The organism is Paenibacillus sp. JQZ6Y-1 (assembly GCF_040719145.1).
Classification (GTDB): domain Bacteria; phylum Bacillota; class Bacilli; order Paenibacillales; family Paenibacillaceae; genus Saccharibacillus; species Saccharibacillus kandeliae.
The window spans coordinates 2,579,282-2,592,693 of sequence record NZ_JBFDUZ010000001.1 but is presented as its reverse complement, the minus strand read 5'-3'; the positions used below and the strand labels follow the sequence as shown (position 1 = coordinate 2,592,693).

Genomic DNA, 13,412 nt, shown 5'->3' with positions numbered 1-13,412 from the left:
TCCGCCCTGAAGTGATCTGCATTGGGGTTTGGACCTTTCCGTTCTGAATGTTACAATAGGGTAATGTGCGAGCTAAATTTGCGATTCAGTTATGAGGAGTAGGATTTTCCAATTTTATGAAGCAAAAAGGAATATACCTGCATAAGGACGAATAATTATAGAATCCGGTGTATGAGATGAACCGGTATTCTAAATCATTCATCATAACGGTCATTTGCATAATAACTATAGAGCATACTGCCAACGGAGGTCTTTATGAAGGGACAGCGACATATTAAAATTCGAGAAATTATTACACATCAGGATATCGAAACTCAGGACGATCTGGTTGAAGCATTGCGTCAAGCAGGCTTTCAGGTGACTCAAGCAACCGTATCCCGTGACATTAAAGAATTATTACTGATCAAGATTCCGACAGACGATGGAAGATATAAATATTCTTTACCAACCGATCAACGCTATAACCCGGTGCAAAAGCTGAAGCGTGCACTAGTGGATAACTTTCTGCAAATTGACTACACGAATAATCTGGTTGTCATGAAATGCCTTCCTGGTACTGCCAACTCCATTGCCTCGCTGGTCGACAGCATGGAATGGCCGCAGATTATGGGAACCATTTCCGGTGACGATACGATGCTGATCATCTGTCGTACTGGTGAAGACAGCCAGAAGGTAATCGAACAAATTATGGGCTTTATTTCCTGATTGGAGATACGTGCATAAAGAGTCGATAGTATTCAATGATTGTCAGTATGAGTATGCTGGCATGCAGAAACAAAGCTCCACGGGATTATAGTGGTTGATCGTCAGTTTCTATGACGAGAAGGAGTGATCTGCATGCTGGTCATGCTGAGCATTAAAAACCTGGCTGTTATTGAAGAAATCGACGTTTACTTTCACAAAGGATTCCACGTGCTAAGCGGTGAAACGGGAGCCGGGAAATCCATTATCATCGATGCGCTCGGTCTTATTGCAGGTGGCAGAAGCTCAGCGGAGATCGTCCGCTACGGCTGCGACAAATCAGAGATGGAAGCGCTGTTTGAGCTGCGCGCTACCCATCCGGTCTGGTCAACGCTCTCGCGCCTTGGTATTCAAGGCACAGCGGAAGAACATCTTGTGATCCGTCGCGAAGTGACCAGCAGCGGCAAAAGTACAGCGCGTATCAACGGACAACTCGTGAATCTGTCCATGCTGCGCGAGGTAGGCGAGCAACTCGTCAACATTCACGGACAACATGAACACCAATCACTGATGAAGCCGGAACGTCACCTCGGTCTGCTGGACACATTTGGCGATGTGAAGATCGCTCCGGTCAAATTAAAATATAATGAGCAGTACAGCGCCTATATTAAGGTGGAACGTGAGCTGCGCGAATTGCAGGAAAATAGTCAAAAAGCATATCAGATGATGGATCTGTATCGCTTCCAGCTGGAAGAAATTGCTGCAGCTGATCTGAAGCCAGGCGAAGACGAGACGCTGGAAGAAGAACGTCTGCGTCTCGCTCACAGTGAGAAAATGATGGAAGCGGTAGCTGGTGGGTATCATAATCTCAATGGCGACAGTACGATGGGAGCAATCAGTATTGCCCTATCCCGTCTAAGCGATGTAGCGCGTTACGACTCCAAAAACCTTGATCCTGTAGTGGAGCAGCTTCAATCTGCTTATTACCAGCTAGAAGATGTTGTGTATCAGCTACGCGGATACCAAGAAAATATTGAGTTCAACCCTTCACGCTTGCAGGAAGTGGAATCGCGTCTGAATCTGCTGATCGGCTTACGTCGTAAATACGGTGAAAACGTTGAGCAAATTCTGGAATACTACGAAAAAATCAAACGCGAAACCGACTTGCTGGAAAACAAGGATGAGCACCTACTCAAGCTGGGAGCCAAGCGCGACAAATTGCGTGTTCAGTTGCTGGAAACCGGTAGCAAGCTGAGCAAGCTTCGCCGTGAAGCCGCAGACGAACTTGCAAAACAGGTGGAAGCAGAATTGAAAGATCTGCAAATGCAGCGTACATCGCTTGGTGTGAAAATGGATTATATTGATGATCCTAACGGAGTAGAGTGCGATGGTCGTCACATTCGCATTACCCGTCAAGGGCTAGACAATGTTGAATTCCTTATCTCTGCCAACCCTGGCGAACCGCTTCGTCCAATGGGCAAAATCGCTTCTGGTGGTGAGCTGTCACGTATTATGCTGGCATTGAAAAGTATCTTTGCCCGTCATGAGCAAGTTCCTGTACTAGTATTTGACGAGGTCGATACAGGTGTAAGCGGACGTGCGGCACAATCTATTGCAGAGAAGCTGTTCAAATTGTCATCCGAGTGCCAAGTATTCTCGATCACTCACTTGCCGCAGGTTGCCTGCATGGCAGATCATCAGTATCTGATCGAAAAACAAATCATTGCCGACCGTACAGCAACACGTGTTATATCACTGCATGAAGATGGACGTGTGGATGAATTGGCACGTATGCTGGGTGGGGTAGAGATTACGGAGAAAACGAATCACCACGCGCTCGAAATGCTCAAGCTGGCTGAGGCACGTAAAGATGGCGCAACGTATGCCGTTCACTAGAATGATAGGCATGCCTTAAATTGATATGTATTTCCATATGTATGTGTATTAGCGGAGCGGGAAGCCTGCCATTTAAGGTAGAGCTTCCTTTTCTTTTGTCTCATGTCTGCTGGATATATCCATATCTATGTGTATATTCATATGTATATAAATGTTCATTTCTATATATTGCTTATTGTCCATGATCTTTAAAAGGCGTTTAGTGTCATGTGTAATGTAGTTTATCGTAGCCTAATAATAGGTGAGGTCAGTAACGATACATAGTATAGAAAAATTGGGAAATTTATGTGATTTTTCATTTTCGACAGAAGGTATTATATTACAAATGTCGAATTACATATAATATAAGGATATGAACGCTTAATTTTAAATTTTCCGTTTTATTTTGGCGAATCATTCATGTGGAATGTATTCATGCTATGAAGCGAAGCATATACCGATTTTAGAGGAGGAACTACTTTGTCTAACATTCAAGTTTTACTTGCCGATGATAACCGCGAATTTACGAATATGCTGGCTGATTATATTTCCAGTCAGGAGGATATGGAAGTAGCCGGTATTGCTTTTAACGGTGAAGAAGTATTGAAGACGATTGAAAGTTTGCCTGTACTGCCGGATGTACTGATTCTGGATATTATTATGCCGCATCTGGATGGTCTGGGTGTATTGGAGCGCTTGCGCGACATGAATCTGAATCCTTCACCGAAGATTATTATGCTGACTGCGTTTGGTCAGGAGAACATTACGCAGCGTGCAGTACAGCTAGGCGCGTCGTATTATATTTTGAAGCCGTTTGATATGGAAGTGCTGGTCAGTCGCGTACGTCAGCTGGTAGGTGTACCAGTAACGGTGAGCAATAACGTGGCTTCTGGTAATATGAATGGCATGGTTCATAACGCGAACAAGCCTATGTCTGCTCCAGCTAAAGGTCGTAATCTAGATGCCAGTATTACAGCAATCATTCACGAGATCGGTGTACCAGCGCATATTAAGGGATATCAGTATCTGCGCGAAGCGATCACGATGGTATACAATAATATCGAAATTCTCGGTTCTATCACCAAAACGCTCTATCCAGCCATTGCTGAGAAATTCAAAACTACACCTTCACGTGTTGAGCGTGCTATCCGTCATGCGATTGAAGTGGCTTGGACAAGAGGGAACATCGACAGCATTAGCCATCTGTTCGGCTATACGATCAATATTAGTAAATCCAAACCAACCAATAGCGAATTTATCGCCATGGTTGCAGATAAGCTACGTATTGAAAACAAAGTTCCGAATTGATATTTGTTTTGTAATGTTCAGTGTGAACTCATCCAGCTAAGCAAATGCGCAAATTATCAATAAAGATATGATACAAATTGCATATGCCACAGAATCACTCAACTGAAGCCGTCAGTGATCCAAGCTGACGGTTTTTGTTTGGAATTTGAAGGTGGTGCGCGTTGATATGAGGCAAACTAAATGACATGATGCTTAAATTTTAATTGACTATCATGATCAAACATCAGCTAAAATACACTTAGCACTTTTTGCTTGTTATATTGCTTACAACTGGATTGTAAATCTACATTATATAGGAGGCTCAAACTTGAAACGAAATATTCTTACCAAACTTGTGCTGCTATCTTCATTGACGGCAGCCATCACTATGCCAGTCACGGCAACGGCATATGCTTCAGCTACAACCACGCAACAAAATTCATCTTCCCATTCATCAAGCAATGCCACTCACCAGGAAGAACGAACGCTCGTCTATGAAGGCGATTCAGAAAGCAGTACAGATGATCAATCCTTTACATATCACGTACAGGTCGCTCCTGCCACTGTTCAACTCGATAACATTGTTTCATTAACACTGAATCAAAATCTCGAATATATGAATGGAAAAGATGCAGCTGCATTTACCAAGTTTTTTGATACTGGCGATTTGCTTAATGGTTCCATGCTAGGCATGATCAATATTCCCAAAACAGACAGTTGGATTATTTTGCAATATGTAGAGTCAGGGCATATTCTGGACAATGATTATAATCAAATTGATTCTCAAGAGCTGCTATCCACATATAGACGTAATGTAGACGAACAAAATAAAAAAGTCTCGGCAGATGAGCAACTGCAAGTCGTTGGTTGGGGACAGATGCCAATGTATCAACATGTAACTCATACGCTATCATGGTACTTGATGATGGTCAGTGGTCCATCTGACAATACAGTCAATTACAATGCCCGTATCTTAACGCGTACAGGCTATATCAGTGCATTGCTGATTACAACCAGAGATCACTACTCCTATGATACTCACATGCTGAATCAATCCATTTTGCCTTATATGCATATTAATCCGGCCGCCACATACGACAGTTATGTTCCGAATCAGGATCACGTCTCCACAATGACATTGCAAGGTTTAATTGCGAGTGGCGCAGGGATCGGAGCTGCACATCGATATAGCTTTTACTTCTTTGTCAAAAAATTATGGTACATCGTTGCGCTGATCGCCGTTGGCATCTATTTATACCAGCGCAACCGTGCGAAACGTGAGCGTGAGCATGAAGAGATGATCGAGGAGATTCAATCCCGTGATTATCAGCAAAATGAGCTGCCCGTTCGCCGCCCTAAGCCAGAACCGCCGCTAGCACCGTTAGTTCAAGAGAAATCTTCTGTATCTTCTGAGGAGAAGCACTAATGGAAAGTTGGCAACACGATGTATAGTAGGTACTTATGTAGAAGAGAGTATAAAGCACAAGTTCTTTATGCTATTTTTGAAAGTGAATCCTTGAGCTGAAAATCCCTTTAATCTCACTATGCTGAAACGATTCGTTCTCTCACAACGAAAAAAGGAAATAAAGTGTATAGAATGCTATTAACATAAACATACTTCAGTATGTGGGAATAAATAAAACTATATAAAATCAAACACTATAGTATAGAAGAAAGACGATGAATTCGTATTTTATCATGCAATCTAATCTTATAATCATACTGTATTTATTTAGAATGATGCGCTAACAAAGATTCTAGTAAAGCTTCAATTTAAAACGCTCCAGTAATAGTCTATAATGCTTTAATAGTGCTTTGATAATACTCCAATAATGCTCTGGTGATGCTGTAATGCTACCCAATCATACTCCAGCTATACAGTGTACTTTCATCGCTATGATTCGCTTACACTTCGGTAAACGTATATAATAAATATATCTGTACAGAGACTACACAGAACGGAGGGATAGATATGGAAAAGACAAATGCGTGGGTGCTGGTACTTGGTACATATGTTGTAGGCGTACTGTTGTTTTTCGGAACGTGGAAGCTGAGTGATATTTTATTCTTCCAATAAGTATAAGCGATGGGATGTAAGCTTGTTGAGCCATATTGTGCTATGAACTGCATCGTGCAGTCATCCTTACAGACCACTGCCTACAAACATGCAAAAAGTCGTTCCCCAAGTTGCTTGATCTGATCTTAATCAGCAGAGCAAGTGGGGCAACGACTTTTTCTTTCGATCATTCGCAATAGCAACATCGCAGAAAGAACCTATTATTTTGTACATACACTCGATTCATAGCATCCCTTTGCAATTGTCTAATCTGCTTTCTCAGCTGCTTCGATTCAAGCTCAATGTGTCCATTCTTTGCGATACGCTAGCGGTGTACAATCGACACGTGCCTTAAACAGATTGATAAAGTGCGATACATTGTAAATGCCAACCTCGCTCGCAATCTGTTGAATACTTTTGTCAGAATAGCGAAGCATGTTTTTGGCGGCATTGATACGAATGTTAATCAGGTATTCAATCGGTGGCAGACCGATATGCTGCTTGAAATCGCGGCTTAACTGGAATTTGTTGGTTGCATATTTCTTTGCCAAATCATCCAGTGTGATCGGCTCGGTATAATGCTTTTCCAGATACGACTGCAAATCCAGAATCGGTGCAGGGATTCCATTATGCTTTTCGCCTGCATAAATAGAAGTAAGCAAAATCTCGGTTAGCAGCTGAACGATTAGCTGCGAGCTGATCAGCTCAGTTTTGTTGTTGCGCGGCGTCTGAACGTTGTACAAACGATTCATTAGCTCCGGTATAGGCGAATAGTCTGCCGGATGACATACAGGCAGCTGACGCTGGCTATATGGTCCGTAATAGCCATCCATCGCTACACCACGCACATGCAGCCATAAGAACTCCCATTCTTCATTGGCCCATGTTTCATAACGATGTGGCTCACTGCAATGGATAAAGAACAAATCTCCCGCATTCAGCGTATATTGCTGACCATGATAACGCAATTTGCCACGTCCAGATACTGTATACAAAATGAGATAGGAATTGAGATGCTCGCGATCGGTAGCAAAGGGCGCTGACGTCTTCAAATGCCCGATTTCTTGAACGTAAAAGTAGTAGGCCTGTGCAGTAGAAGACGGCGTCAGTATAAGGCGAGTTGAATCTTCTGTCCATACATGTGATGCCTTTTCCCAGTAGCTCATCATAATGATCTTCCTCCTGCATAGGTAGCATGCGGAATAAAGAAGTCCGGCGCGCGAATGACAAGGTACATTCTGTCCGACATTCTATTCCAATACGACAGTAATTGAATCAGTTACCCGTGGAAAAGCATAACTAAATTGTAAGCGTTATCTTTAAAATTATCAATTCTTTCATGTACACTTCATCGAATGTTTTTGTATTTTATAAGAATATATCTGAAAAAGGAAGTGGTAGGAAAGAGGAAAATAGAGAAAACGATGATGAAATAACAGATGTGTGATTGCGGAGAATAGTATTAACGAGAAATCGAAAAGAAGAGAACGGATCAAATAACTTGTCTAGACTGTAGAGTGTATCTTTTCATAGATCTATGTATAGATGCCGAATAACTCTAGAAGAAATAAACGATACAGCATACATGCAAAATAAAACACATAGCAAATTGACATAACACAAATACGAAGAGAAATACATATTCAGATGATATACATATTCAGATGATATACATATTAATAGGAAGAAACAGGATAAAACAGTTGTTTTACCATTTAGCTATACAGCTTATATAATCTGCAACTGTATTTCGCTATTTTGAATATGAAGGTAGATAAGATAGTTGAATGGACCAATCTTTGTATACATACTATAGCAAATATGCAATATGAATAACCCGATGAGCTATTCTCATTTTCAATGCTGAAAAAAGCAAATGAAATTAGAAACAAGGATGCCATACCATTAGGTAGCGCGGCTGGTGTATCGTTTCGGCAAAAAGGTGTCGCTTTTTGGAACGTATACTGATCATGTAATCATATGGAAGTGAACGATATGGAATAAATTGGAACCGGTACCTGAATGGGGTGAGTAGACGAGAGAGTAGATAAACCGAAAAAAGGCAAAATAAAAAGGCCACCCGCAGGTGACCTTTCTAACCCAGATGGCGCTATTTTGAATCTGACCGCATCCCGCGCCGACCGGAAATTCTGGTTCTTACACCAGAACCTCGGTTTGGGTAAAGGACGCGTTCAACATGTGATTATTGATGTTGACGCACCTCCTTTCTGTATGGGGATAGTTTAGCATAGGTTTACATAAACATCTAGTGCTATTTACAAAAAAATGAAAAAAATTGTTTCCAATGTCATCATTCCGTTGAAATATGAACATCTGCAAGCAAACGAGATTAAACTTTCGGGAAAATTGCATAAACACACAAATAACAGGTGAAATTTTGTCGATTTCATGTATAATCGCTATTAAATACAGTACAATAATAACATGTATTATCTGGTAAAAATGAAGATAATAGGGTTATGATCAAACAGGCGCAATTTTGAATACGTATCGAACCAAGCTTCACTAAATATCATCGCGCCAGAGGATGTGAAAGAAAGTACCCAAGTATGGCTAGGCATGGATTATGCTTATGGTAGTAGCGAAGAATAGCAGCACAACTTTTGCTTTGTCTTTGCGTTAACACTTGAGCACCGATCATCATAGATTGGACGACCTTGCATATTCGGTGTACAATAGCATGTCTGTACGTCAAAGTTTAACCGCATTAATTTTGAGGATAGAGCCATGAAACTACAAATTGAACTGATTCCTTTACCTACGATGAATGTGAATGTACGCAGCCAACTTACCCCTTATCGGTGGAAGAAGCTCAGTCAGGCAATTCAGCGACGTGATGAATATGCCTGTGTCATCTGCGGACGCAAGAAAGGACATGACATACATAAACTTCATTGTCATGAAATGTGGGCATTCGATGTACCTAATGAGATTCAGCATTTGACTGGTTTCCAGTCGTTGTGTTTCCAGTGTCATATGGTCAAGCATATCGGTTTTGCAGATATGAATGGCTGGATTGAGAAGTATCATCTGGTGGACCATTTTTGCTGGGTAAACGAGGTTGAGAAGGAACAATTTGCGCGCCATTTGCACGATGCTGTACAGCTCTGGCTTCAACGCAACCGGGTAAACTGGACAGTGGATATGGGCGATCTTATATAATTAGGCATGATAACCTGATCGTAATGGAACAGCATGTGAATAGCAGGAAACGATAGAATTACGACATTTGAAATAAGCTGATGATAGGATGGGATCATTGGGTAACTCCAATTTACCGGATTGCGATAATGAACCTATGCCAGACTGCCAAATATCCTGAATACAGTCAAAGCTGATTGCGAATTGAATAACATGGAATTTTAGTTAAATTCACGCTTTGATTAAAATGATATTTTGTAGTACATTAGCTTTTGAAGAAAGAGGAGGTTTCTAATGTACTCAAGCAAACAGAATGATGCGTTGCACATCATGACTTACACCTTGAACAGCGGAATCAAGGGCACTGTGCCTTTATCCAATCAACAAATTGAAGAATGGCTTGAAAGCTACAGAACGAATACGCGTTATGTAACCAGTATAGGCAAGGAATTTTTTGGTTTGAATCCAGAGCTTGTTGCCGATTTTAAAGTACAGAATCAATTCTCCGACTACCAGCGTGTCATTGTACCAAATCAGCAGCCGGAGGAAGAGGAACATCTGAGCAGTGCTTACAAGCAAAACGAAATTCTGATCAAAGTGGATTGCAAATGTGGAACCGCCTATACAACGGATTCGCCGTTTATGCGGACCAAATGGTATTGCACCAAATGTAAAGAAATCGTATTTTTGGACCCGAAAAAGGGTAAAGTAGAAACTTCTCGCGGTGAAGCGTATTATATGACCAACAAATATTTTGTAGAACGCGCTCCGATTGAATAATATAGCGACAGTCTGTACTATGACTGCCAAAGGAATGCCGGATGATTGGGAGAAGTCCGTGCGCTCATTTGGTCTGACATAGACAGACTGTTTTCATTCTGGTAGCAATTTTTCACTTAATAAGTTAGGTTATTGTGCGATAGTAAAGTATGGACGAAAATAGGGCGTATACCGAGTAAAATAAAACAATGGTTAACTTCGTAACCCTCACAACTAGAGGATACAGATTGGAAAATGGGGATGTCTGAAATCGGTTTAGTATGCGTGTTCTGCATACTGATCAAGGGGACATGCCGTACATAGTGTAGCTATTCGGAACATATGTCGACAACAATATGGCGTATTTACGTATCGATATTTGATTGTTGAATTAGCTGGGAGAACTACAATAATGTCCACTGGATATGGACGATGTCTAGGATTCATTACGATTCGCACAGTGGTACGTATGATAATACTTAACCCGACAAGTAAGACATGACTGAAACCGTACAGACGAATGGTTCGTGTTTGAAAAGCGCTATCAAAACGAGTATACTACACGGCATATGTGCATATTGAACAGTAGAAAGGAGGATGCGCTATGCTATCGACGCATTCGTCTTATCATCAACAGCGTCCGCGTGTAGTACCGCTAATCATCTGGTCATTGCTGACGCTTGGCTGGATGGGTTTTATATTTATGATGTCCAATCAACCGTATCAGGAGCAGGATATGAAGCCGCTGCTGGCTACTTGGATTGCAGAGCCATCGTTGGCGGCGTTCACGCCACCATTGGAATTTACATATGATGGGTACACAGTGAGCGGACAGCATCCGTATGATTTTTGGGAGTTTTTTATACGCAAAGGCGGGCATGTGAGCGAGTTCGCTGTGTTGACCTTTTTGCTGATCCGGGTGTTGTCGCTATGGATGCGTTCTACGTATGCTCCGCTGCTGTGGGGCGGTGTTATTGCTTACGCATATGCTTGTAGTGATGAATGGCATCAGACCTTTGTTGAAGGGCGTACAGGGCATTTTGCGGATACTTTGATTGATGCGATTGGTATTATGCTAGTCGTCGCTATCTATGCGTTGATTCGTAAGCGACGTTATCGTAAACAAGGGCTACGATTTGCTTCATAGAGATTCGTAGGCACATGATAGGAAACATAGTAAAGACAGGTGCATATAGCCTGTCTTTTTTTGTGCTTGGCTATGGATACATGCTTTGTATTTAGTTATGAATGCGTGTATGCAATGGGCAGCAGTTAAAAGTATAGCTGGGGATAAAGGTGTAGCGAACTAAGGAAGGAATACGCATAAGCGATGTACAGTTAAGTAAAGGCTATACATAGCAAGAGAATGTCGATAACAGTAGAATTTTGTTGACAGTGTCCACAAACCACTTTATGATACATACAACTTGATTGTGGACGATGTCCACTAATTGATGGACAGCCATGAGGGAGTGACCGATATGGATGCACAGATTATTGCAGATATTCGCCGTTTTAACCGTCGCTACACGAACACGCTTGGCGTATTGAATAGTCATGTGCTAGATAGTGGATATTCATTTGCTGAGGCACGTGTAGTGGTTGAGATTGGTATGAGTCAGCCCTGTATCGCCAATATGCTAGTAGGCAGTCTCAATATTGACCGCAGTTATATGAGCCGGATTATTAATCGACTGGTCAAATTGCAGATCCTGTCGCGTCAGCCGTCGAATGAAGATCAGCGCGTAAGCCTGCTTCATTTGACAGAGAAGGGGCAGCAATTATACAACGAGATCAATGATAAATCCGATGAGCAGATTATTCGTCTGTTTCGTGCTCTACCTGAGCAGGAGCTGATCGAAATGCACACATCAATGCGCGAGATTGAACAAAAATTGGACCAACTGGAGCGGATGGATGATGATACGATTTGAGAGCGATTATACCGAAGGCGCACATGAGCGTATTTTACAAAAGATGATACAAACGAATATGGAACAGACTAGCGGTTATGGAATGGATGAGTATTGCGAACGCGCCAGACAGCATATTCGCCGTGCCTGCGGCGATGACAAGGCTGAGGTGCAATTTCTTGTCGGTGGTACACAGACGAATACGACGGTGATTTCTGCGATTCTCAGACCGCATCAGGGCGTAGTCGCAGCAGAGTCCGGGCATATCGCTGTACATGAAACGGGTGCAATCGAGGCAACCGGTCATAAAGTGATCACGCTGCCCAGCGACGATGGCAAAATAACTGCTGCTCAGGTGCAGCATACATATGATGCACATTGGAATGACGTAACGCATGAGCATATTGTACAGCCGGGGATGGTTTACATTTCCCAGCCGACGGAAAATGGAACGATCTATAGTCGTGCTGAGTTGGAAGCACTGTATGCGGTCTGTCATCGCAATGGGCTGCCGCTATTTATTGATGGTGCGCGTCTTGGTTATGCGCTGGCATCTCCAGAGAATGATCTGTCCTTGCCGCAGCTGGCGAAGCTGTGCGATGTCTTTTATATCGGCGGTACTAAGGTCGGCGCACTGATGGGCGAAGCGGTTGTGATTGTGAATGATGTGTTGAAAAAGGATTTTCGCTATTTTATTAAGCAGCGCGGCGGTATGCTTGCCAAAGGGCGCATGCTAGGTATCCAGTTCGAAACGCTGTTTGAGGATGGATTATATCTAGAAGTGTCACAGCATGCCGTACAACAGGCGCTGCGTATTCGTGACGTATTTGCTAAACGTGGATTCCATTTCCGCTATGATTCCAGCACCAATCAGCAATTTCCCATTGTGCATGATACGTTACTGGAGACCTTGCGCGCGAAATACTCATTCTCCTTCTGGGAAAAGGTCGATGACCATCATAGCGCGATCCGCTTCTGTACAAGCTGGGCAACCAATCCAGCACAGGTGGACGAACTGGTTACAGATATTGAGGTATTGGAGCAGCAAGCATAAGCAATGGTCAACAGATGGCAAAGTACGCTTAGCACATACCATAATATAATATGACAAGAGGGGAGCTGTACCTATGAACATACGCGAAATCCAACCCAAAGATAACTACGCTATCGAGCAAATTATTAAGCGCTCGTTGGAATCGTTCCAGCTCAATCTACCCGGCACTGCCTATTTTGATCCGCAGCTGAGCAATCTTGCTGAATACTATCAGCAGCACGATAAAGCCAAATACTGGGTAGCTGTTAACGATCACGACGAAGTACTGGGCGGCGCTGGCATCGGTCCATTTGGTCAAAATCCCGATGTCTGTGAACTGCAAAAGCTATATCTTACTCCTGCAGCTCAAGGTCAAGGCATCGCCAAACAATTGATGCAAACCACCCTCTCGTTCGCGGCAGAGCACTATACGTCCTGCTATCTCGAAACCTTCAAAGCACTGGAAGCCGCCAACAATCTCTATCTGAAATTCGGCTTCCGTCAATTAGAAGAACCATTCGCAGATACCGAGCATGGCGCCTGTGATGCTTGGTATGTCAAGGATCTTACCGAATAACAATCCCTACATCCACAGCGTACTCTTCCTACTACAACTTAAAGCCTCGTCTATGATGAAGGAACCAAC

General features: G+C 42.6%; 11 protein-coding genes. 10 read left to right on the top strand and 1 reads right to left on the bottom strand.

What is annotated here, in order from left to right:
- The first annotated feature begins 255 nt into the window (after positions 1 to 255).
- The 4 genes from ahrC (at position 256) to ABXR35_RS11055 (ending at position 5,269) form a co-directional block, all read left to right on the top strand.
- Positions 256 to 705 (top strand): transcriptional regulator AhrC/ArgR, encoded by a 450-nt coding sequence (gene ahrC, locus ABXR35_RS11070; RefSeq protein WP_367059550.1) that lies wholly within the window; start codon positions 256 to 258, stop codon positions 703 to 705.
- Between the two features lie 132 nt (positions 706 to 837).
- The gene (recN, locus tag ABXR35_RS11065; RefSeq protein ID WP_367059547.1) at positions 838 to 2,577 is read left to right on the top strand and encodes a DNA repair protein RecN; all 1,740 of its coding nucleotides are present in this window, start codon (positions 838 to 840) and stop codon (positions 2,575 to 2,577) included.
- Between the two features lie 459 nt (positions 2,578 to 3,036).
- Complete coding sequence (gene spo0A / locus ABXR35_RS11060) at positions 3,037 to 3,864, top strand: sporulation transcription factor Spo0A (RefSeq protein WP_367059544.1); 828 nt, start codon at positions 3,037 to 3,039, stop codon at positions 3,862 to 3,864.
- A 307-nt stretch (positions 3,865 to 4,171) separates the two neighbouring features.
- Positions 4,172 to 5,269 (top strand): DUF2167 domain-containing protein, encoded by a 1,098-nt coding sequence (locus tag ABXR35_RS11055; protein WP_367059541.1) that lies wholly within the window; start codon positions 4,172 to 4,174, stop codon positions 5,267 to 5,269.
- A 929-nt stretch (positions 5,270 to 6,198) separates the two neighbouring features.
- Here the strand turns inward: ABXR35_RS11055 and ABXR35_RS11050 are convergent.
- Positions 6,199 to 7,068 (bottom strand): AraC family transcriptional regulator, encoded by an 870-nt coding sequence (locus ABXR35_RS11050; protein WP_367059538.1) that lies wholly within the window; start codon positions 7,066 to 7,068, stop codon positions 6,199 to 6,201.
- Positions 7,069 to 8,647: 1,579 nt separating this feature from the next.
- On the opposite strand from ABXR35_RS11050, the gene ABXR35_RS11045 reads away from it, so the two are divergent.
- The 6 genes from ABXR35_RS11045 (at position 8,648) to ABXR35_RS11020 (ending at position 13,343) form a co-directional block, all read left to right on the top strand.
- Complete coding sequence (locus tag ABXR35_RS11045) at positions 8,648 to 9,082, top strand: hypothetical protein (RefSeq protein ID WP_367059535.1); 435 nt, start codon at positions 8,648 to 8,650, stop codon at positions 9,080 to 9,082.
- Between the two features lie 273 nt (positions 9,083 to 9,355).
- A complete protein-coding gene (locus ABXR35_RS11040; protein WP_367059532.1) occupies positions 9,356 to 9,841 on the top strand; it encodes a hypothetical protein in 486 nt (161 codons plus the stop codon).
- 583 nt (positions 9,842 to 10,424) lie between these two features.
- Positions 10,425 to 10,967: a VanZ family protein gene (locus tag ABXR35_RS11035; protein WP_367059529.1), complete on the top strand. Its 543-nt coding sequence runs from the start codon at positions 10,425 to 10,427 to the stop codon at positions 10,965 to 10,967.
- A 334-nt stretch (positions 10,968 to 11,301) separates the two neighbouring features.
- The gene (locus tag ABXR35_RS11030) at positions 11,302 to 11,754 is read left to right on the top strand and encodes a MarR family winged helix-turn-helix transcriptional regulator (protein WP_367059526.1); all 453 of its coding nucleotides are present in this window, start codon (positions 11,302 to 11,304) and stop codon (positions 11,752 to 11,754) included.
- Positions 11,741 to 12,787 carry a threonine aldolase family protein gene (locus ABXR35_RS11025; protein ID WP_367061359.1) on the top strand — a complete coding sequence of 349 codons (1,047 nt, stop codon included), beginning with the start codon at positions 11,741 to 11,743 and terminating at the stop codon, positions 12,785 to 12,787. Before ABXR35_RS11030 ends, ABXR35_RS11025 begins: the two co-directional genes overlap by 14 nt.
- A 73-nt stretch (positions 12,788 to 12,860) precedes the next feature.
- The gene (locus tag ABXR35_RS11020; RefSeq protein ID WP_367059523.1) at positions 12,861 to 13,343 is read left to right on the top strand and encodes a GNAT family N-acetyltransferase; all 483 of its coding nucleotides are present in this window, start codon (positions 12,861 to 12,863) and stop codon (positions 13,341 to 13,343) included.
- The last annotated feature ends 69 nt before the right edge of the window (positions 13,344 to 13,412 follow it).